19 protein-coding genes are annotated in these 20,713 nt (G+C 73.5%); 13 read left to right on the top strand and 6 right to left on the bottom strand.

From position 1 onward, the window contains the following. Positions 1 to 48: 48 nt before the first annotated feature. Together rimO and pgsA are read left to right on the top strand one after the other, a co-directional pair. Positions 49 to 1,518 (top strand): 30S ribosomal protein S12 methylthiotransferase RimO, encoded by a 1,470-nt coding sequence (gene rimO / locus E4P38_RS15995; RefSeq protein WP_245161069.1) that lies wholly within the window; start codon positions 49 to 51, stop codon positions 1,516 to 1,518. A 5-nt stretch (positions 1,519 to 1,523) separates the two neighbouring features. Further along, complete coding sequence (gene pgsA / locus E4P38_RS15990) at positions 1,524 to 2,195, top strand: CDP-diacylglycerol--glycerol-3-phosphate 3-phosphatidyltransferase (RefSeq protein ID WP_135132940.1); 672 nt, start codon at positions 1,524 to 1,526, stop codon at positions 2,193 to 2,195. A gap of 4 nt (positions 2,196 to 2,199) precedes the next feature. On the opposite strand, the gene E4P38_RS15985 is transcribed toward pgsA, so the two are convergent. Continuing rightward, entirely contained in the window at positions 2,200 to 2,922 is a 723-nt protein-coding gene (locus E4P38_RS15985) for a BTAD domain-containing putative transcriptional regulator (RefSeq protein WP_135132939.1), read from the bottom strand. A gap of 107 nt (positions 2,923 to 3,029) precedes the next feature. On the opposite strand from E4P38_RS15985, the gene E4P38_RS15980 reads away from it, so the two are divergent. The 3 genes from E4P38_RS15980 to E4P38_RS15970 all read left to right on the top strand — a co-directional run bounded on the left by E4P38_RS15980 (position 3,030) and on the right by E4P38_RS15970 (position 4,705). After that, positions 3,030 to 3,512, top strand: a complete 483-nt coding sequence (locus E4P38_RS15980) for a nicotinamide-nucleotide amidohydrolase family protein (protein ID WP_245161068.1) — start codon at positions 3,030 to 3,032, stop codon at positions 3,510 to 3,512. A 148-nt stretch (positions 3,513 to 3,660) separates the two neighbouring features. Next, positions 3,661 to 4,065: a helix-turn-helix transcriptional regulator gene (locus E4P38_RS15975; protein ID WP_135132937.1), complete on the top strand. Its 405-nt coding sequence runs from the start codon at positions 3,661 to 3,663 to the stop codon at positions 4,063 to 4,065. Between the two features lie 100 nt (positions 4,066 to 4,165). Next, the gene (locus E4P38_RS15970; RefSeq protein WP_245161067.1) at positions 4,166 to 4,705 is read left to right on the top strand and encodes a TetR family transcriptional regulator; all 540 of its coding nucleotides are present in this window, start codon (positions 4,166 to 4,168) and stop codon (positions 4,703 to 4,705) included. A 10-nt stretch (positions 4,706 to 4,715) separates the two neighbouring features. Here the strand turns inward: E4P38_RS15970 and E4P38_RS15965 are convergent, their stop codons facing one another. After that, positions 4,716 to 5,744, bottom strand: coding sequence for a PfkB family carbohydrate kinase (locus E4P38_RS15965; protein ID WP_135132936.1), 1,029 nt, complete (start codon positions 5,742 to 5,744; stop codon positions 4,716 to 4,718). A 117-nt stretch (positions 5,745 to 5,861) separates the two neighbouring features. Between E4P38_RS15965 and E4P38_RS15960 the strand changes: the two genes are divergently transcribed. Both E4P38_RS15960 and E4P38_RS15955 read left to right on the top strand, forming a co-directional pair. Next, positions 5,862 to 6,707, top strand: a complete 846-nt coding sequence (locus E4P38_RS15960; protein WP_135132935.1) for a PspA/IM30 family protein — start codon at positions 5,862 to 5,864, stop codon at positions 6,705 to 6,707. A 13-nt stretch (positions 6,708 to 6,720) separates the two neighbouring features. After that, the gene (locus E4P38_RS15955) at positions 6,721 to 7,227 is read left to right on the top strand and encodes a cupin domain-containing protein (RefSeq protein WP_135132934.1); all 507 of its coding nucleotides are present in this window, start codon (positions 6,721 to 6,723) and stop codon (positions 7,225 to 7,227) included. A 50-nt stretch (positions 7,228 to 7,277) separates the two neighbouring features. On the opposite strand, the gene E4P38_RS15950 is transcribed toward E4P38_RS15955, so the two are convergent. Beyond that, positions 7,278 to 8,129, bottom strand: coding sequence for a DNA-formamidopyrimidine glycosylase family protein (locus E4P38_RS15950; protein WP_135132933.1), 852 nt, complete (start codon positions 8,127 to 8,129; stop codon positions 7,278 to 7,280). A 97-nt stretch (positions 8,130 to 8,226) separates the two neighbouring features. On the opposite strand from E4P38_RS15950, the gene E4P38_RS15945 reads away from it, so the two are divergent. Next, complete coding sequence (locus E4P38_RS15945; RefSeq protein ID WP_135132932.1) at positions 8,227 to 8,811, top strand: antibiotic biosynthesis monooxygenase; 585 nt, start codon at positions 8,227 to 8,229, stop codon at positions 8,809 to 8,811. A gap of 21 nt (positions 8,812 to 8,832) precedes the next feature. Here the strand turns inward: E4P38_RS15945 and E4P38_RS15940 are convergent, their stop codons facing one another. Beyond that, positions 8,833 to 13,416: an ATP-dependent helicase gene (locus tag E4P38_RS15940; RefSeq protein ID WP_135132931.1), complete on the bottom strand. Its 4,584-nt coding sequence runs from the start codon at positions 13,414 to 13,416 to the stop codon at positions 8,833 to 8,835. 89 nt (positions 13,417 to 13,505) lie between these two features. On the opposite strand from E4P38_RS15940, the gene E4P38_RS15935 reads away from it, so the two are divergent. The 5 genes from E4P38_RS15935 (at position 13,506) to E4P38_RS15915 (ending at position 18,180) form a co-directional block, all read left to right on the top strand. Continuing rightward, entirely contained in the window at positions 13,506 to 14,651 is a 1,146-nt protein-coding gene (locus tag E4P38_RS15935) for an acyl-CoA dehydrogenase family protein (protein WP_135132930.1), read from the top strand. After that, positions 14,648 to 15,937, top strand: coding sequence for an MFS transporter (locus tag E4P38_RS15930; RefSeq protein ID WP_135132929.1), 1,290 nt, complete (start codon positions 14,648 to 14,650; stop codon positions 15,935 to 15,937). The genes E4P38_RS15935 and E4P38_RS15930 overlap by 4 nt, the downstream gene beginning before the upstream one ends. A 152-nt stretch (positions 15,938 to 16,089) precedes the next feature. Further along, positions 16,090 to 16,284: a DUF3046 domain-containing protein gene (locus tag E4P38_RS15925; protein WP_135132928.1), complete on the top strand. Its 195-nt coding sequence runs from the start codon at positions 16,090 to 16,092 to the stop codon at positions 16,282 to 16,284. A gap of 205 nt (positions 16,285 to 16,489) precedes the next feature. Further along, entirely contained in the window at positions 16,490 to 17,518 is a 1,029-nt protein-coding gene (gene recA, locus E4P38_RS15920) for a recombinase RecA (RefSeq protein ID WP_348633796.1), read from the top strand. 134 nt (positions 17,519 to 17,652) lie between these two features. Then, on the top strand, positions 17,653 to 18,180 hold the full coding sequence (locus E4P38_RS15915) for a regulatory protein RecX (RefSeq protein ID WP_245161066.1): 528 nt from the start codon (positions 17,653 to 17,655) through the stop codon (positions 18,178 to 18,180). Positions 18,181 to 18,237: 57 nt separating this feature from the next. On the opposite strand, the gene ctaD is transcribed toward E4P38_RS15915, so the two are convergent. Continuing rightward, on the bottom strand, positions 18,238 to 19,995 hold the full coding sequence (ctaD, locus tag E4P38_RS15910; protein ID WP_135132925.1) for a cytochrome c oxidase subunit I: 1,758 nt from the start codon (positions 19,993 to 19,995) through the stop codon (positions 18,238 to 18,240). 203 nt (positions 19,996 to 20,198) lie between these two features. Then, a complete protein-coding gene (locus E4P38_RS15905; RefSeq protein WP_135132924.1) occupies positions 20,199 to 20,648 on the bottom strand; it encodes a hypothetical protein in 450 nt (149 codons plus the stop codon). Positions 20,649 to 20,713: the final 65 nt, after the last annotated feature.

The following is a 20,713-nucleotide window of genomic DNA, read 5'->3' as shown; positions in this document are numbered from 1 at the left end:
CACCCTCGAGCGGCCGACGTGAGGGGATCGGGCAACTACGATGGCCCGGTGACACCCGTGCCCCGCCCTGCCCAGCTCGTCCCCGACGGGGCAGTCCCCCGGGGACGGCGGGTGGCGATGGTCACCCTCGGGTGCGCGCGCAACGAGGTGGACTCCGAGGAGCTCGCCGGCCGGCTCGCCGCCGAGGGCTACGACCTGGTGGACGACGCCGACGACGCGGACGCCGTCCTAGTCAACACCTGCGGCTTCATCGAGACGGCCAAGAAGGACTCGGTGGACGCGATCCTCGCCGCCACCGACTCCGGGGCCTCCGTGGTCGCCGTCGGCTGCATGGCCGAGCGCTACGGCTCCGAGCTCGCGGGGGCATTGCCGGAGGCAACGGTCCTCGGCTTCGACGACTACGGGGCCATCGGCGACCGGCTCGACGACGTGCTGTCCGGCCGTCCGCTCGTCCCGCACACGCCCCGCGACCGGCGCACCCTGCTGCCGATCAGCCCCGTCCAGCGCACGGCCGCGACGGCGGCTGCGGACGCGCCGTCCATCCCCGGCCACGACTGGCTGCGCCGCAAGCGCCTGGCCTCCGGCCCGGTCGCCGCCCTGAAGCTGGCGTCCGGCTGCGACCGCCGCTGCGCGTTCTGCGCCATCCCGACCTTCCGCGGCGCGTTCGTCTCCCGCCCGCCGGCCGAGGTGCTCGGCGAGGCGCAGTGGCTGGCATCCCAGGGCGTCACCGAGCTCGTGCTGGTCAGTGAGAACTCGACCTCCTACGGCAAGGACCTCGGCGACCTCCGCTCGCTGGAGAAGCTGCTGCCGCAACTGGCCGCCGTCGAGGGCATCGCGCGCGTGCGGGTGGCCTACCTCCAGCCCGCCGAGCTGCGCCCGGGCCTGCTCGACGTCATCGCGGGCACCGAGCGGGTCGCCCCCTACTTCGACCTGTCCTTCCAGCACTCCTCGCCCACGCTGCTGCGTCGCATGCGCCGGTTCGGCGGCACCGAGGACTTCCTGGCCCTGATCGAGCGCGCCCGCTCGCTGGCCCCCGCGGCGGGGTTCCGGACCAACGTCATCCTCGGCTTCCCGGGCGAGACCGAGGACGACGTCGCCGAGCTCGAGCGCTTCCTCACCGCCGGCCGCCTGGACGCCGTGGGGGTGTTCGGCTACTCCGACGAGGAGGGCACCGAGGCGATCGGTCTGCCCGGCAAGCTCGACCAGGCCGAGATCGACGCGCGGGTCCGCCGGGTGACCGACCTGGTCGAGGAGCTCACCGCACAGCGTGCCGAGGACCGCGTCGGCGAGCGGGTCGAGGTCCTGCTCACCGAGGACCTCTCCGACATCGAGGGACCCGGCGTCTGGCTCGGCCACGCCGCGCACCAGGATCCGGACTCCGACGGCACCACGACGATCTCCGGCGTCCCGGTCGACGCCGTCCCCGGCGGGCTCCTGCACGCCGAGGTGGTCGGCACCGAGGGCATCGACCTGCTCGCACGGGCCTCCGTCCTGGCCCCGGCTCCGGCCGGGCGGTGACCGCCATGACCGACGTCGCCCCGGACCCGGCTGCCACGCCCCCGTCGTCGGTGAAGCTGCTCAACCTGCCGAACGCCCTGACGGTGCTGCGGCTGGCCGTCGTCCCGGTGTTCGCCGTGCTCCTCCTGCAGGACGGCGGGCTGGACGACAACGGCCGCTACTGGGCGACGCTGGTCTTCGCGCTGGCGATCATCACCGACCGCTACGACGGGATGATCGCTCGCCGGACGGGCCAGGTGACCGAGTTCGGCAAGCTGGCCGACCCGATCGCCGACAAGGCGCTCACCGGCACCGCCCTCATCGCGTTGTCGATCCTCGAGCTGCTGCCGTGGTGGGTGACGGTGGTGATCCTCGTCCGCGAGGTCGGCGTCACCGTGCTGCGCTTCTGGGTCATCCGGCACGGCGTCATCGCGGCCAGCCGCGGCGGGAAGGCGAAGACCGTCGTCCAGGCGCTGGCGATCGGCCTCTACATCCTGCCGCTGACGGGCTGGATGGCCTCCGGCCGCTGGTGGCTGATGGCCGTCGCCGTCGTCCTCACGGTGCTCACGGGGATCGACTACGTGTACCGCGCCCTCACCCTGCGCCAGACCAGCGCCCGGGCGATGAAGGCCGCCGCCGCGCGGCGGGCGGCGGGCCCCAGCGGGGGCAGCGGCGCACGCACCGACACCGCCGCCTAGGCGTTCACCGACGGCCGGTCCCCCGGGCGACCGCCGTCAGCTCGGGACTCGGTTCCACCCCGATCTCCCGCCGCAGGATGCTGCGGAACGCGTCGTACTGCCGCCGGGCCGCGAGCCAGTCGCCGGCCGCCTGGTGCGCCTCGATGAGCGCGAGCTGGCCGCTCTCGCGGAGCGGTTCCGCCAGCACCGCCACGTGCATGGCCTCCACGGCGGCGGCCGGCCGGCCGGCCCGGCGCAGGAGCCGGCTCAGCGCCTCGAGCGCGTGCAGCAGCCGAAGCTGCAGGCGTTCGCGCACGGTCAGGACCCAGTCGTCGTACCACCCGGGCAGCAGCTCGAGGTCGGCGATCGGCCCGGGATCGACGCCGAGGTCGCCCGGTGCGGGCGTGTGCGCCAGCACGCGGGTGGCCCACGCCTCCAGGCGGGCGAGGTCGACCTCGACGTCCTCGTTCAGGCCGAGCCACGACTGCTCGGCGGACACCAGCGGGCAACCGACCTGCTGCAGCCGCCAGAGCGCCGACCGCAGGTTCCCGGCGGCCCGGCAGTCCTCGACGTCGGGCCACAGGACGCCGGCAGCCACCCGCCGGTCGACGCCGTCGGGGTGCAGCGCCAGGAAGGCCAGCAGTCGACGGCTGCCCGGCGGGATCGGGATGCGACGTCCGTCGCAGCTCAGGGACAGGCCGCTGAGCACGCGGACGAGCGGGGTCGAGGGAGATGTCTCGACGTGCATCCCGCGCCTCCCCGATGGGGCTCGCTGCCGGAGGGATGTCCGAGCCGCACTCTAATGAGGGCGCGGGGGCCGAGGAAGGTACAGCTGCGCGGGGGTTGGATGGCCTGGTGCCGCACCTGCCCGAATCCGACGTCCCCGTCCGCCTGCACGACGCGCTCCTGGCACGCGGGGAGACCGTCGCGGCCGCCGAGTCACTGACCGCAGGGCTCTTCTGCGCCACCCTGGCGACCGTGCCGGGCGCGAGCGCGACCCTGCGCGGCGGCGTGGTCGTCTACGCGACCGAGCTCAAGACCGCGCTGGCCGGTGTCCCTGCCGAGCTGCTGGCGGAGCACGGCCCGGTCAGCCCCGAGACGGCCGGCGCGCTCGCCGACGGCGTCCGCGAGCGCTGCGGAGCCACCTGGGGCGTCGGCCTGACCGGGGTGGCCGGCCCCGACCCCGTCGACGGGCACGGCCCCGGCCGGGTCTACCTCGGCATCTCCGGCCGGGGACGGACCGACGTGGTCGAGCTCGACCTGCCCGGCGACCGGGCGGCAGTGCGGGCCGGGACGGTCACCACCGCCATGGAGGCCCTGCTGGCCCGGCTGGGCTGACCGTGGGAAGGCGCAGCCTGCTGACGGTGTTACGCCATCAGCGGACGCGCGCCGGTCGGTCGGACCTGGGCGCCGCGCGCCGCGTACCGTGAGCGCACGGCGCCGCCTGCGGCGCCCCGCTTCCCCGCTCGCAGGACAGGAGACGGCCATGACGCTGCTGCGCACCCAGCTCGGGAACACCTTGCGTGGCCACCGGCTGAGTCAGCGCCGGACGCTGCGCGACGTCTCCGGGGTCGCCCGGGTCAGCCTCGGCTACCTGTCGGAGGTGGAGCGGGGCCAGAAGGAAGCATCCTCGGAGCTGCTCGCCTCCATCTGCGACGCCCTAGACGTCGAGCTCGCCGACCTGCTCGCCGAGGTCAGCCTCGAACTCCGCGGCGCCACGGGGGGAGCGGTCCGCCCGCTCGCGCCGACGGCCGACGCCCCGGCCACCGATCCCCAGCCTGCCGTCGAGCAGCCCGCTGCCGAGCCGGTCGCCGAGCCGGCCCTCGCCCTCGTCGGGGCTCCCGCCCGGTCCGCGCTCCGTCGTGGTGAGGCCGTCTCCCTGGCGGCCTGAGCCACGACACGCCCGTCCCGGTCCTTGACCGGAGGCGGGCGGGGTGCAAGACAGGGGCATGCTCCCGTCGGTCGCAGGTACGTCCGCCGCTGGCGCGCCGATGATCGGGCGTGGCCCGGAGCACGTGCCCGGAGCGCACACCCGCTCCGGCAACGCCATGAACCGGACCCGGGCCGGCCTCCTCGCCGGCGCCGCCCGCGCCTTCGCCGAGCACGGACTGCGACGCAGCACCATGCAGTCGATCGCGGCGGCGGCCGGTGTCGCCAAGGCGACGCTCTACAACCACTTCCGGACCAAGGACGAGGTCGCCGCGGCCCTCCTGTCCGCCGAACTCGACCGGCTGACCGCGCTCGCCGGGACCCTCTCGCGGGATCAGGCGCTGGCCGCGCTCTCCGACGAGCTCGGGGCCCATCCGGTGCTGCGCCGGCTGGCGGGCAGCGAACCGGAGACGCTCACCGCGCTGCTCGCCGTCGACGGGGAGCGCTGGGCGGAGCTGACCGCGCGGCTGGGTGCGGCCCTCCGGGTGGACGGCGACGGCGCGGAGCTGGCCGGGCGATGGCTGCTGGGCGTCGTCCTCCAGCCCGGCCGGTCGACGACCCGCCACCGGCACGCCGGCCGCCTCGCCGCCGTGCTCGACTGACCCAGGTCGCTCACCGGTCGGCGCGGGCGGCGGTGAACTCTGCCCGCGTGGGCGGGTCGGCGCCCACCCGCGTGCAGTTGAGGGCGGCGATCAGCGCGGCGTCGTCCACCAGGCGCAGCAGCTCCTCGTCGGGCAGCGCCTCGAGTGCGGTCCGATCGGTGATCCCGGACGCCAGCAGCCCGGACAGCAGCCCGGCGGCGAGCGAGTCACCGGCGCCCACGGTGTCGACGACGGTCACCCGGGGGGTCCGCCAGTGCAGGACCGCGTGGCCCGGGCGGGCGATCCGCACCGGGGCACCGCCGTCGGTGACGAGCACCAGCGCGGGCCCGCGCTCCGCCCACCGCCGGGCAGCGGCGTCGAGTGCCTCGGCGGTCGTCGCCTCGGGCTCGAGCCACGCGAGGTCCTCGGCGCTCACCTTCACGACGTCGGCCTGTGCGACGAGCCGGTCCAGCCGTTCCCGGACGATCTCCGTCGTGTTGCCGAGGGCCGTGCCGACCGGCCCGTCGGCCAGCATCGGACGGATGTTGGGGTCGACGCTGATCAGCGCGCTGCCGTCGGCGGAGAGCCGCTCGACCAGGCGGGCGATGGCCTCGCAGCCGGGTGCGGTCCAGCTGGAGATCGAGCCGACGTGCAGGATCCCGGTCCGGCTCGGCAGCACGCTCCCCAGTTCGTCGTCCGTCCACTGCCAGTCGGCCGCGCCGAGGACGTGGAAGCCGTAGTCGGCAGAGCCGTCGGGGGCCAGCCCGACGACGGCGAGGCTCACCGGCTCGGCGGCCTCGATGAAGCCGCCCATGTCCACCCCGGAGAGCTCGGCGTGCCGGCGCAGGTTCGGCGCGAGCGGGCCGGTGCCCAGCCGGGCCATCAGGCGCACCGGGGCGTCCAGGCGACCGGCCGCGACGGCGACGTTCAGGGCGTTGCCGCCGGGCCGGGCGACGTAGGTCGGCGCCGTCCCCTCCGGGCCCGCGTCCGCCCCCGGGACGGGGATGAGGTCGACCACCAGTTCCCCGAGAACGCTGAGCATCTGCCCGTCGCTGTGCACGTCCGGAACCCTAGCCGCGTGAACCGGTGGTCCGCGTTGGCTCCGGGGGGCGATCACCTGGGACGATGGGGCGACGAGCATCACCGTGCCGGCAGCTGCGCCGGAGCAGGAGGACCCATGCCCAACCCGTTCGTGAAGCTGTGGAAGTACCTCACCGCCTCCGCCAACGCCCAGATCGACCAGCGGGCCGACCCGAAGATCCAGATCGCGCAGGCGATCGAGGCCGAGCAGCAGCGCCACCAGTCGCTGGCCAACCAGGCCGCGGCGGTGCTGGGCAACCAGCGGCAGCTGGAGATGCGGCTCAACCGCCAGCTCGGTGAGGTGGAGAAGCTGCAGGCCTCCGCCCGGCAGGCGCTCGTGCTCGCCGACAAGACCCGGGCCGGCGGGGACGCGAACAAGGCTGCCGAGTACGAGAACGCCGCGCAGGCGTTCGCCACGCAGCTCGTGGCCGCCGAGCAGTCGATGGAGGACCTCAAGCGCAGCCACGACGAGGCGCTGCAGGCCGCGGAACAGGCGCGCGGTGCGGTGGAGCAGAGCCGGATGCGGCTGCAGACGACGCTGGCCGAGCGGACCAAGCTGATGAGTCAGCTGGAGCAGGCCAAGATGCAGGAGCACGTCGCCGCGTCGATGCGCCAGGTCAACGAGCTGTCGGCGCCGGGCAACACCCCGAGCCTCGCGGAGGTCCGCGACAAGATCGAGGCGCGGTACGCCAACGCGCTCGGGCAGGCCGAGCTCGCGCAGAGCTCGGTCGAGGGCCGCATGCTCGAGGTGCAGAAGGCGACGCTCGACGTGGCCGGCGCCTCGCGGCTGGACCAGATCCGCGCCTCCATGTCGGGCGGTCCCGCAGCCGTCGAGGGCAGCCCGGCCGCCGCGGCGATCGAGCAGGGTTCGCCCGCGGTGGAGCAGCCGGGCGCCGAGCAGCGCGAGGCCCAGCCGGCCGAGCGTCCCGACCAGCCGGCCTGACCCGGCCGGCGCGATGTCGCTGCCCGAGTACCCGCCGCCGCGCTACACCGGCGAGGCGGGGGAAGTCACCGCGTGGGTGCGGCGTTCCGACGCCGCGCCCGAGCTCCCGATGGGCGGGGGCAGCGCGGCCCACTACCTCGCGACCGGCCGGACGACCGGCGGGGCCTTCGGGCTGTACCGGTGGGACATGGGGCCCACGCCGTCAGGGCCGTCCCCGCACTTCCATCGCAGCATCACCGAGTCGTTCTTCGTCCTGAGCGGCACGGTGCGGCGGCACGGCGGCGCCGGGTGGATCGACGCCGGGCCCGGGGACTTCCTGCACGTGCCGGAGGGCGGCGTCCACGGCTTCCGCAACGAGTCGGGTGAGCCCGCGTCGATGCTGCTGCTGTTCACTCCTGGGGCGCCGCGCGAGGACTACTTCGAGACCCTCGCCGACGCCGCGCGGCGCGAGACGATGGACGCCGACGACTGGACGGAGTTCTTCCTCCGGCACGACACGTTCTGGGTCGAGGGTGCCTAGTACGACGAGGGTGCCTAGTACGTCGAAGGTGCCTAGTAACTCGAAGGTGCCTAGTACAACGTGATCGGCTGCGGGTGGTCGGGCTCTCCGGTGCGGGCCTGCGGGTCGATGGGGGAGCGGGCCGCCTGACAGCGGGGGCACCACCAGGTCACCCGCTCCTGGGTGGGCGGGCCCTGCTCGCCCAGCAGGATCTTGGTGCCGCAGCGGAAGCAGGGCTTCCCGCGGCGGCCGAAGACCCAGTGGTCGCGGCCGCGCCGGGGATCGCCGGTGGTGTTCTGCTCGGGGTGGTGCAGATTGGCCCGCATCAGCGCCCGGGCGCGCTCGACCAGCGCCGCCAGATCGGGGACGTCGGCGACCCGGGTCCACGGGTGGACCCCCCGGATGAAGAGCGACTCGACCTTGTAGAGGTTGCCGACGCCGGCCAGGTTGCGCTGGTCGACCAGGGCGACGCCGATCTGCTCGTCGGGACGGGCGTCGAGCCGCCTCAGTGCTTCGTCGAGATCCCAGTCCGGGCCGAGGACGTCGGGTCCGAGGTGCCCGACCAGGCGGTCCTCCTCGGCGGTCGGCACCAGGTCGATGTCGTGCAGTCGGTAGCCGACGCACTCCCAGTCGTCGGTGGCCAGGATCATCCGCACGTCGTAGGACGGCCCGCCGTGCCACTTCGCGCCGGGCCGGTAGATGTGCCAGCTGCCGTCCATCCGGAAGTGCGTGCGGAGCGTGCGGCCGTCGCCCAGCCGGATCAGGAGGTGCTTGCCGCGGGGCACGACCTCGCGGACCTCTGCACCGGTCAGGTCGAGGGTGGCCAGCTGCGGGATGCGGAACTCGCCCCGGCGCAGCGTGCCACCGGCCAGCGCGGTGTTCATCCGCTGCGCGGCCAGCCACACGGTGTCTCCTTCGGGCACGGGACCAGTGTCCCCGTCCGGCATCCGGCCTGCTCACATGGTGTGAGCCCTCTGACAACCGGGATGACGACCGCGCCGTCCTGCGCTGTTCACCGGCGTGAGCGTTCCCCTGCGACTGCGTGCCCGGTTCGGCGCCGACGTGCCGACCCCTCCTGCCGAGCCGGTCACCGTGACCGTGGCCCGGGTGGTGCGACCGGACCAGCGCGAGGCCTTCGAGCGGTGGGCCGAGGACGTGCTGGAGGTGGCCGCGGGATTCGCGGGCAACCTCGGCGCCTCGCTGCTGCACCCGGGGCCGAACAGCTCCGAGTACCACCTCGTCTACCGCTTCGAGGACGACGCGTCGCTGGCCGCCTGGGAGCGGTCCCCGGAGCGCCGGTCGGCACTGGCGCACGTCGAGGAGATGGTGGACGACGCGCGGTACGCCCGGGTCGCCGGACTGGAGAGCTTCTTCACCCGCTCGGCCACCCCGGGCCCGCGCTGGCGGCTGACGCTGCTGACGGTGGCCGCCGTCTTCGCGATCACCTCACTGCTCCAGCAGTTCGTGATGCCGCACCTGGGGAGCTGGCCGCTGGAACTGCGGCTGCTCCTGTCGGCGGTCGTGGTGGTGCTGCTCCTGAGCCAGGTGCTGATGCCCGCCCTGACCCGGCTGTTCGCCCGCTGGTTGCATCCCGCCCGGGACTGACGCCACCGGGCGCCAGACGCGTCAGCCGCGCAGGCGGAGACCTCGCGGCGTGGCGGCGAACCCGGCGGCCTGCAGCGCCGCCGACAGCGGCGTCGACTCGTGCACCGATGCGCCGTCGGCCTTCTGGACCACCATCCGCCCCAGCGCACCGGCGGACACCGCGCTGGAGAGAGCTGTCGCCGCCTCCTTGAGGACGTGCTCGTCCTCGGTCCAGGAGAGCAGCGTCTTGCCGCCGCGCTCGACGTAGAGCACCAGGTCGCCGTCGACCAGCACCACGAGCGCCCCGGCCTTGCGGCCCGCGCGATGGCCTGACGCCTTGCGGCCGGCTCCGGTGCCCTCACCGACGTCGATCGCGTCGGGGTCGCCGGCCGCCGGCCGCTCGGGCCAGGGCAGTGCGCCGCCGTAGACGTTCGCCGGATCGGTCGCCGCCAGGACCACGGCGCCGCCCGGCACCCGGTCGGGCGAGGCGAAGGTGCGCAGCCGGTCGATCGACCCCGGGGTGCCGAACTGAGCTGCGCCGAGCGACTCCACGAAGTAGCCGCGCCGGGCGCGGTTGTTCTCCTCGAACGCCCGCAGCACCGGATAGACCGCCGAGAAGCCGCCGACCACCTGCTCGGCCATGACCGCGCCACGGGTCAGCACGCCGTGGCGCTCGAGCAGCGCTTCCGTGCGGGCCGTCGTCCGCCTGGTGGCGTTCGCCTCCCGGTCGGGCAGCCGGGACCACCGGCCGGCGACCGTGGGTGGCCCCGTGCGGGTGGGCATGGCCGGTCGGCCCAGGCGGCCGCGTCCGAAACGGGTTCCGGCGGTGCGGGCGCGCGGCGCGCTCGGCTTGCTCCGGTGCGTTCCGCCGCCGCCCAGCCGGGTGCGCAGCGGCGCGAGGGTGTCGTTGGTCAGCACCCCGGCCCACACGAGGTCCCAGACGAGCTCGGCCATCGCGGTGTCGTCGGTCGCGCCCACGAGATCGGACAGACCCCGGAAGAACAGCGCCTGGCCACCGGCGAGCTGTTCGAGGATCGGCGCGCCCTCCTCCGGCACCTCCAGTGACTCCGGCAGCAGCAGCGGGGCGAGGTCGGCGGGGACGAGGCTGATCCAGCCGTCGCCGCCGGACAGGCCGCCGGCCCCTGCCCACAGGACCTCGCCGGCGCTGGTGAGCTCGTCGAGCATCGCGGGGGAGTAGTCCCGGACCCGGGCCGGGAGCACGAGCGATTCCAGGGCACTTGCCGGTACCAGCGCACCGGCCAGCTGCTCCACGACGGCGAGGACGCCGTCCGTACCGCGCATCCGTCCGCCGACCCCCTGCCAGGACGGCGTGAATCGTGCGAGCGTGCCGATCGGGACCGGCTCGACCTCCTGACGCAGCTTCGCCAGGCTGCGCCGACGGATCGAGCGGAGCACTTCGGCGTCGCACCACTCCTGGCCGCTGCCGCCGGGGCGGAACTCTCCCGTGACCAGGCGTCCGGTGGCCGTGAGGCGCTGGACGGTCGCGACCACGACGGCGACGCCCAGGCCCAGCCGGGCGGCCGTCTCGGCGGGCTGGAAGGGTCCGTGCGTGCGTGCGTACCGGCCGACGATGTCGCCGAGCGGATCGGCGACGGGCTCGGTGAAGACCTCCGGCACCCCGACCGGCAGAGCCGTCCCCAGCGCGTCCCGCAGCCGGCCGGCGTCCTCGATGGCGACGTACCGCTCCTCGCCGGCGATGCGCACCACCAGGGCGCGCCGGGAGTCGACGAGCTCGGTCAGCCATTCCTGTGGGACCCCGCGGGCGGCGGCCTCGGCCGCCGTCAGGTCGCCGACGCCGCGCAACAGGTCCGAGGCACCGTCGATGTCACGGGGATGCCGCTGGACGGGGAGCCGCTGCAACTCGGCCTCGATCTCGGCCAACGCCTGCGCATCCAGCAGCTCGCGCAGCTCCGAACGGCCGAGCAGCTCGGCGAGCAGGCCGGTGTCCAGGGCCAGCGCCTGGGCCCGTCGCTCGGCCAGCGGCGCGTCGCCCTCGTAGAGGAACTGGCCGACGTAACCGAAGAGCAGCGACTGGGCGAAGGGCGAGGCGCTGTCGGTCTGCACGTCGACGACGCGGACCTTCCGGGAGCGCACGTCGCCCATCAGCTCGACCAGGCCGGGCACGTCGTAGACGTCCTGCAGCACCTCGCGGGCCGCCTCCAGCGTGATCGGGAACGAGGAGAACTCGCTGGCGACCGAGAGCAGCTGCGCCGCCCGCTGCCGCTGCTGCCACAGCGGCGTGCGCCGCCGCGGGTCGCGGCGGGGGAGCAGGAGGGCGCGGGCCGCGCACTCGCGGAACCGGCTGGCGAACAGCGCCGAGCCGCCGACCTCGGCGGTCACCTCCCGTTCGACGTCGTCGGGGTCGAGGACGGCCAGATCCGCCTCGGGCGGCTCGCCGGTGGTGTCGGGCAGCCGGAGCACGATGCCGTCGTCGGAGTGCATGGAGGCGACGTCCACCCCGTAGCGCTCCCGCAGCCGGGCGGCCAGCACCAGTGCCCAGGGCGCGTTGACCTGTGCTCCGAACGGCGAGTGCACGACCAGCCGCCAGTCGCCGAGCTCGTCGCGAAACCGCTCGACCAGCAGCGTCCGGTCGTCGGGGAGATGCCCGGTCGCCGCCTTCTGCTCGACGAGATACGCCTGCAGGTTCGCCGCGCCCCACTCGTCCAGGCCGGCGGCCCGCGCCCGTTCGAGCCCGGCCTCGGGCGTCGCCGCCCCGACCTCGCGGAGGAAGGCACCCAAGGCCCGCCCCAGCTCGAGCGGTCGGCCCTGCGAGTCGCCGTGCCAGAACGGCATCTTCCCGGGCTGGCCGGGGGCGGGGGTCACCAGCACGCGGTCGTGGGTGATGTCCTCGATCCGCCAGGACGACGACCCGAGCAGGAAGACGTCGCCCACCCGCGACTCGTAGACCATCTCCTCGTCCAGCTCGCCGACCCGCCGTCCGCCGGTGCCCTCGGCGCCGACGAGGAAGACGCCGAACAGGCCCCGGTCGGGGATCGTCCCGCCGCTGGTGACGGCCAGCCGCTGGGCGCCGGCGCGCGCGGTCAGGGTGTCGGTGACGCGGTCCCAGGTCAGCCGCGGCCGCAGCTCCGCGAAGGCGTCGGACGGATAGCGGCCGGCGAGCATGTCGAGGACGCCGTGCAGCGCGGAGTCGGGCAGCGCGGAGAAGGCCGCCGAGCGGCGCATCACCTCGGCCACCTCGTCCACGGTGCGCGGGCGCTCGGAGACCATGGCGACGATCTGCTGGGCGAGCACGTCGAGCGGGTTGCGCAGGTAGCGGATCGACTCGATCGCGCCGGCCTTCATCCGCTCGGCGATCAGCGCGCACTGCACGAGGTCGCCGCGGAACTTGGGGAACAGGACGCCGCGGCTGACTGCGCCGACCTGATGCCCGGCCCGGCCGATCCGCTGCAGGCCCGACGCGACGGTGGGCGGCGCCTCGACCTGGACGACGAGGTCGACCGCGCCCATGTCGATGCCGAGCTCGAGGCTGGAGGTGGCCACCACCGCGGGCAGCCGGCCGGACTTCAGCGCCTCCTCGACGATCGCCCGCTGCTCGCGCGACACCGAGCCGTGGTGCGCGGCCGCGACCGGCTGGATGCCCTCGGGGATGCCCCCGCCGGACCCCGCCTGCGCCATCAGGGCCGCCGCGTTCGTGCCCGGCGGCACGGGCTCCCCGGTGGCCCGCTCGTAGGCCAGTTCGTTGAGCCGGCTGGTCAGGCGTTCGGCCAGCCGGCGGGAGTTGGCGAAGACGATCGTGCTCCGGTGGGCCTCCACCAGGTCGAGCACCCGCTCCTCGACCGCCGGCCAGATCGACGTCCGTGGCTGGTTCCCGGCCGCCGACCCCTCGAGCTCGCCGGTCGGCTGACCGAGCTCGCTCATGTCCTCGACGGGGACGACGACGGAGAGATCCCACTCCTTGGTGGACGGGGGCGCGACGATCCGGACCGGCCGCCCGCCGGCCAGGTAAGTGGCGACCTCCTCGATCGGCCGCACCGTGGCCGACAGCCCGATCCGCTGGGCTGGGCGGTCGAGCAGCTCGTCGAGCCGGTCGAGGGACACGGCCAGGTGCGCGCCGCGCTTCGTGGCGGCCACGGCGTGCACCTCGTCGACGATCACCGTCTCGATCCCGCGCAGTGCCTCCCGCGCCGCGCTGGTCAGCAGCAGGAACAGCGACTCGGGGGTCGTGATGAGGATGTCGGTCGGCCGGCGGGCGAAGGCGCGGCGCTCGTCGGCCGGGGTGTCGCCGGACCGGATGCCCACCTTGATCTCGGGGCGGGCCAACCCGAGCCGGGCCGCGGCCTGACCGATGCCGGTCAGCGGGGCCCGCAGGTTGCGCTCGACGTCGACGGCCAGCGCCTTCAGCGGCGAGACGTACAGAACGCGGCACCGGAGCTTCTCGTCGGGCGGTGGGGGAGCGGCGGCCAGCCGGTCGAGCGACCACAGGAAGGCGGCCAGTGTCTTGCCCGACCCGGTGGGCGCCACGACCAGCGCGTGCTCGCCGCTGCTGATCGCGTCCCAGGCGCCGTCCTGAGCCGGCGTCGGTTGCACGAAGGCACCGGTGAACCACGCGCGGGTGGCCTCGGAGAACCGGTCGAGAGCGGGCACGTCGTCCAGTGTCCACGGGGGTACGACACTCCGCCGTGGCCAGCGGGCTCGCGGCGCTGCGACCCGCGCGCTCGGGCAGACTGCGGAGCATGCGCCACTCCCTCTACGAGCCCGAGCACGACGACTTCCGGGCGATGGTCCGGGCGTGGGCCGAGAAGACCGTCGCCCCGTTCCACGCGCAGTGGGAGAAGGACGGGATCGTGCCGCGCGACGTGTGGCTCTCCGGGGGCGAGCAGGGGCTGCTCGGGATGGACATCGACGAGCAGTACGGCGGCGGCGGCGTCCGCGACTTCCGCTACAACGCCGTCCTGGACGAGGAGATGACCCGCATCGGCGCCAGCGGCGTCGGCTTCGGCCTGCACAACGACGTCGTCGGGCCGTACCTGCGCGACCTCGCCACCGACGAGCAGAAGCAGCGCTGGCTGCCCGGGTTCACCAGCGGTGAGCTCATCACCGCGATCGCCATGACCGAGCCGGGCGCCGGCAGCGATCTCCAGGGCATCCAGACCACCGCACGCCGGGACGGCGACGGCTGGGTGCTGAGCGGCTCGAAGACGTTCATCACCAACGGCATCAACGCCGACCTGGTCATCGTCGTCGCGAAGACCGACCCGGAGGCCGCCGGCTCCAAGGGGATCAGCCTGCTCGTCGTCGAGCGGGACATGCCGGGCTTCAGCCGCGGGCGCAACCTCGAGAAGGTCGGCCTCAAGGCCCAGGACACCGCCGAGTTGTTCTTCGACGACGTGCGCGTGCCGGCCGAGAACCTCCTCGGCACCGAGAACCGCGGCTTCTACCACCTGATGGACAACCTGCCCCAGGAGCGGCTGTCGATCGCCGTGGGCGCCGTGGCGTCCGCCGAGACGGTGCTGGCGCACACCCGCGAGTACGTCACCGGCCGGACGGCGTTCGGCCGGCCGGTCTCCTCGTTCCAGAACACCCGCTTCGTCCTGGCCGAGCTGCACACCGAGACGACGATCGCCCGCACCTTCGTCGACGAGTGCGTCCGGCAGCTCGACACCGGCGAGCTCACGGCAGTGGACGCCTCGATGGCGAAGTACTGGACGACCGAGCTCCAGAACAAGGTCGCCGACCGCTGCCTGCAGCTGCACGGTGGCTACGGCTACATGGACGAGTACCCGGTGTCGAAGGCGTGGCGGGACGCGCGGGTCCAGTCGATCTACGGCGGCACGAACGAGATCATGAAGGAGATCATCGGCCGCTCCATGGGCCTGTGACGACCGGTCCGGCCGGCGTCCCGTCGGTCTCCGGCGTCGACCCGCTGGTCGTCCAGCGCCGCACCGTCGGCGTCCTCAGCGGGAGCGTGGCCCTCGCCGGGCTGGGGGTGACCGTCGGCATCACCGTCGGCGGCCTGCTCGCCCGGGACGTGGCCGGCACCGACTCCGCCTCCGGCCTCGGGCAGACCGCGGGGGTCCTCGGCGCGGCCGTGATCGCCGTCCCGCTGTCCCGGATCAGCGACCGGGCGGGCCGGCGGGCGGGGCTCGCCGCGGGGTACGCCGTCGCCGTCCTCGGTGCCCTGGTGGCCGTGGTCGCCGCCGCGGTGTCGTCCCTGCCGCTGCTCATGGTCGGGTTGTTCGGTTTCGGGGCGGCCACGGCCTGCGGGCTGCAGGCGCGCTACGCCGCCGCCGATCTCGCCGTCCCCGAGCGGCGGGGGCGTGACCTGTCGCTGGTCGTCTGGGCGACGACGGTGGGTTCGGTGATCGGGCCCAACCTCGCCGGACCGGGGGCCGACCTCGGCCGCTCCCTCGGTCTACCGGCGCTCGGCGGTGCGTTCGCCGTGTCGGCCGTGGTGTTCGGGCTCGTGGCCGTCGGCCTCCTGGCGCTGCTGCGACCCGACCCGCTGCTGCTCGCGCGGCGCCTGGGGAGCGGGGGAGCGGGTCCTCGGCGCCGCGGCGCGACCGGGGTGGCGGTGCGGGCGGTGTGGGCCTCCCCGGGTGGCCGGCTCGGCCTCACCGCTGTCGTCGTCGCCCACTCCGTCATGGTCGGCGTGATGGTGATGACGCCGGTCCACATGGGGCACGCCGGAGGACCGGCGGGGACGACGTTGCGGATCATCGGCCTGGTCATCAGCGTGCACGTGGCCGGCATGTACCTGTTCTCGCCGCTGGTGGGCCTGCTGGCCGACCGCGCCGGCCGACGGACGACGGTCGCGGTCGGCGGGGGACTGCTGCTCGCCGCGGCCGCGCTGGCCGGCACCGCCCCGCCGGGAGCCGCCGTCCAGCTGGGCGCCGGACTCCTGCTGCTCGGGCTGGGGTGGTCGTGCGGTCTCATCGCGGGCTCCACGCTGGTCACCGAGTCGGTGGGGGCGGACCTGCGGCCCATGGCGCAGGGCGGCACCGACCTGCTGATGGGGCTGGGCGCCGCGCTGGCGGGGGTGGTCGGCGGCCCGCTGCTCGCCGTCGGCGGCTTCGGTCTCGTCTCCGGGGTCTCGGCCGTGCTGGTCCTGCCGCTCGCGGTCGTGTGGCTCAGCGGCATGCGTCCGGAGGTTCAGCGACCGCGGTAGTTCTTGACCAGCAGGACGATGGTGACGAGCAGCCCCACGGCGATCGCGATCTGCAGCAGGACGTCGAGGCCGCCGAACCCCGTGCCGGGAATCATGGTCCGAGCCTAGGTGCGGCGGGGCGCGGGCGGACCCGCGCGGGTTAGCGTCGGGGCGTGCGCCTGCAGGAGTTCTGGTCCCGGCTCGACAGTCAGTTCGGGCCGATGCGTGCCCACAGCGTGGCCCGCGACCACGTCTTCGCCGCCCTGGGCGGCCGCAGCGCGATCGACGCGATCGACGCCGGCGTGGCCGTCCGGAAGGTGTGGCTGGCCATCTGCGAGGAGTACGAGGTGCCCGCCAAGGAGCGGTGAGGCGCTGCGCCGCAGGGTGCTCGTGTGCCGGTTGAGACGGACGGCGTGTCGGCCTGGCAGTCGAACAGGTGTTCGTCCTAGAGTGGCGTCCACAGGCAGGTCGGCTCTCCACAGACCCACCTGCGAAACGAAAACTGTCGGTGCCTCGTCCTAGCGTCGCTCCCGACCCGCTTCCCGCGAACCGAAGGTGAACACGATGGCAACGCTGGACCGCGACAAGGCCCTCGACATGGCCCTCGCCCAGATCGACAAGCAGTTCGGCAAGGGCTCCGTCATGCGCCTGGGCGACAGCCCCGAGGTGGCCATGAAGGTCATCCCGACCGGTTCGATCGCCCTTGACATCGCGCTGGGCATCGGTGGTCTGCCCCGCGGCCGGGTCGTCGAGGTCTACGGCCCGGAGTCCTCCGGCAAGACGACGGTCGCCCTGCACGCGGTGGCGAACGCGCAGGCTGCTGGCGGCATCGCGGCCTTCATCGACGCCGAGCACGCGCTCGACCCCGACTACGCCCGCGCCATCGGCGTCGACACCGACGCCCTGCTGGTCAGCCAGCCCGACACCGGTGAGCAGGCGCTCGAGATCGCCGACATGCTGATCCGTTCCGGGGCCCTCGACCTCATCGTCGTCGACTCGGTGGCGGCGCTCGTGCCCCGCGCCGAGATCGAGGGCGAGATGGGTGACAGCCACGTCGGCCTGCAGGCCCGCCTGATGAGCCAGGCGCTGCGCAAGATCACCGGTGCGCTGAGCAACTCCGGCACCACGATGATCTTCATCAACCAGCTGCGCGAGAAGGTCGGCGTCGTCTACGGCTCGCCCGAGGTCACCACCGGTGGCCGCGCGCTGAAGTTCTACTCCTCCGTCCGCCTCGACGTCCGGCGCATCGAGACCCTGAAGCAGGGCACCGACGCGGTCGGCAGCCGCACGCGCATCAAGGTCGTCAAGAACAAGGTGGCCGCGCCGTTCAAGCAGGCGGAGCTCGACATCCTCTGGGGCCAGGGCTTCAGCCGTGAGGGCGGCCTCATCGACGTCGGGGTCGAGCAGGGCTTCGTCAAGAAGTCCGGCGCTTGGTACACCTACGACGGTGACCAGCTCGGCCAGGGCAAGGAGAACTCCCGCAACTTCCTGAAGGACAACCCCGACCTCGCCGACGAGATCGAGAAGAAGATCAAGGAGAAGCTGGGGATCGGCGCCACGCTCGACGCGCCCGCGGCCCCCGCTGCGCCCACCGACTTCTGAGCCGCCCGATGACCGGCCGGCCGTCTCCCCGCCGTCAACGATCCAGCTTCGGCTCGGGTCCGCGGCGGGCAGCGGCCACCCCGGACGACGATCCCCTGAACCCGGACGTCGTACCGGGGTCGCCGGAGGACGAGATGGCCGACCCGGAGTCCGTTGCCCGCGGGATCTGCCTCCGGGCCCTCACCGGGACGCCGAAGACCCGCCAGCAACTGGCCGACCTGCTCGCCAAGAAGGGCGTGCCCGAGGAGGCGGCGGAGGCGGTCCTCGACCGCTACACCGAGGTGGGACTGATCGATGACGCCGCCTACGCCCGGGCCTGGGTGAGTTCGCGCCAGGCCGGCCGCGGGCTGGCCCGGCGCGCGCTCAGCTCCGAGCTGCGCGCCAAGGGGGTCGACGCGGAGGTCGCCGCAGCGGCCGTCGACACCGTCGACGACGAGGACGAGCGGGCTGCGGCTCAGCGGCTCGTCGAGCGCAAGGTGCCCGGCATGCGGCGCCTGGACCGCGCCACCGCCACCCGTCGGCTGATGGGCATGCTCGCCCGCAAGGGATACAACGGCGGGATGGCGGCCGCCGTCATCCGCGAGGCGCTCGACAGCGCCGCCGCGGACGACGCAGCGGTGCCCGAGTTCGACGACCTCGACGAGGACGCCCTGCTGCCCTAGGCCCCCTCCAGGGCACGGCCCCGAGCGTGCAGGGGGTGGGGAGGAGGGGGCCCTCGGTCAGGTCGGGTCGGGGTCCCGCGGGCCCTGACGCGGACCGCTCGAGGAGTCGACGACGTTGTCGGCGTAGGGGGTGTGCCCCTTGCCCGCATGGGCCTCCATCTGCAGCCGCTCCAGCAGGTGCGGGTAGTGCGCCTCGAAGGCGGGCCGCTCGGACCGGATCCGCGGGATCTCCAGGAAGTTGTGCCGCGGCGGCGGCGACGAGGTCGCCCATTCCAGCGAGTTCCCGTGCCCCCACGGGTCGTCGACCAGGGCCAGCCGACCGTACTTCCACGACTTCACCACGTTGTAGAGGAACGGCAGGATCGAAGCACCGAGCACGAACGCGAAGATCGTCGAGATCACGTTCAGCGTGGTGAAGCCGTCGTCCGGGCGGTAGTCGGCGTACCGCCGCGGCATGCCCTCGCTACCCAGCCAGTGCTGGATGAGGAAGGTGCCGTGGAACCCGATGAACGTCATCCAGAACTGCAGCTTCCCCAGCTTCTCGTCGAGCATCCGGCCGCAGATCTTCGGGAACCAGAACGCGACGCCGGCGTTGGCCGCGAAGACCACGGTGCCGAAGACGACGTAGTGGAAGTGCGCCACCACGAAGTACGTGTCCGAGACGTGCCAGTCCAGCGGGGGACTCGCGAGGAGCACGCCCGTGAGGCCGCCGAGAAGGAACGTGACCATGAAGCCGATCGACCACAGCATCGGCGTCTCGAAGCTCAGCTGGCCCCGCCACATCGTGCCGATCCAGTTGAAGAACTTCAGCCCCGTCGGCACGGCGATCAGATAGGTCAGGAACGCGAAGAACGGCAGCAGCACCGCGCCGGTCGCGTACATGTGGTGCGCCCAGACGGCCAGCGACAGGAAGCCGATCATCATCGTCGCGCCGACCATGCCCTTGTAGCCGAACAGGGGCTTGCGGCTGAACACCGGGATGATCTCGGTGATGATGCCGAAGAACGGCAGCGCGATGATGTAGACCTCGGGATGGCCGAAGAACCAGAAGAGGTGCTGCCACAGGAGCGCGCCCCCGTTCTCCCGGGAGTAGATGAGGGCCCCGAGGTTGCGGTCGGCCAGCAGGGCCAGCAGCGCGGCGGTGAGGATCGGGAAGGCCAGCAGAACCAGGACGCTGGTGATCAGGGTGTTCCAGACGAAGATCGGCATCCGGAACATGGTCATGCCGGGCGCGCGCAGGCAGACGATCGTGGTGATGAAGTTGACGCCACCGAGGATCGTGCCCAGGCCGCTGACGGCCAGGCCGGCGGCCCACAGGTTCCCGCCGACACCGGGGGAGTTGGTGACATCGGACAGCGGCGTGTAGGCCGTCCAGCCGAAGTCGGCCGCCCCGCCGGGGGTGAAGAACCCGGAGACGACCATCGTGCTGCCGAAGAGGAACAGCCAGAACGACAGCGCGTTCAGCCGCGGGAAGGCGACGTCGGGGGAGCCGATCTGCAGCGGCATGATCAGGTTGCCGAATGCGAAGAACAGCGGGGTCGCGAACATCAGCAGCATGAGCGTGCCGTGCATCGTGAACAGCTGGTTGTACTGCTCCGGCGACAGGAACTGCATGCCCGGCTGCCCCAGCTCGGCCCGCATGAGCATGGCCATCAGGCCGCCGAGGATGAAGAACACGAACGACGCGGTCAGGTACATCAGGCCGATCGTCTTGTGATCGGTCGTCCGCAGCAGGTTCGACAGCCGCGAGCCCTTGACGGCGATGTGCGCCGGGCTCGGCCGGCTGACGATGGGCTGCGGGGCGATCGCGGTCATGCCCGCGCCGCCGTCGACGCGCGAGCCATGTGCTGCCGAACTGTGGCGGACATCAGCGCCCCCGGTCCTCTCGCGCTGCGCGCGACTCTGCGGATCCCGTGCCGCCCCCAGAACTCCGAGCGGCACGCTCATCGTGGACCATCAGGAGCAGGAGGGAAACCCGACGGCGAACGCAGTCGGGGAGGGCGGGAACCCGCCGTGGCTCAGCTCGCGGCGACCCATGCGGTCACGTCGACCGCCACGCCGTCGCAGGAGTCCGGGTCGGCCACCAGCCAGGCGTCGTCGCGCCGCTGGCCGTCGCCCAGCCAGCGCCGGATCTGACGGTCCAGACCGTGCCGGGACGGGGACGGCTCGCCGGCCGGGCCGAGGAAGGTGACGTCGGCTTCCGTCCCGTCGGCGTAGCGCAGGACGACGCGGCACCGGGAGCGGCGGTGGCGGGCCGGCGGCACCGCCTCGCGCACGACCGCGGACTCCGCCCCGGCCGCGGTGGCGAAATCGGCCGCCGCCGAACGCAGGCGCTCCACGAACTGCTGCGCAGCGTCGGACTCGCGTGCGGCGGCGTCGACGGCAGCGACGTCCACGGGCCGGAAGCGGTCGGTCTCGGCCTCGTTGACCACCGGCTCGGCCGCGCGATCCGGGGCAGGCCGGGGCACGGGAGGCAGGGAGCGCCGCCCAGCGGCGTGCATCGTCTCCATGGTGGGGGTCAGTCTCGGATGAG

The organism is Blastococcus sp. CT_GayMR16, from assembly GCF_004570875.1.
In the GTDB taxonomy this organism is placed as follows: domain Bacteria; phylum Actinomycetota; class Actinomycetes; order Mycobacteriales; family Geodermatophilaceae; genus Blastococcus_B.
The sequence above is the reverse complement of the archived record's forward strand: the minus strand, read 5'-3'. Positions and strand labels throughout refer to the sequence as shown.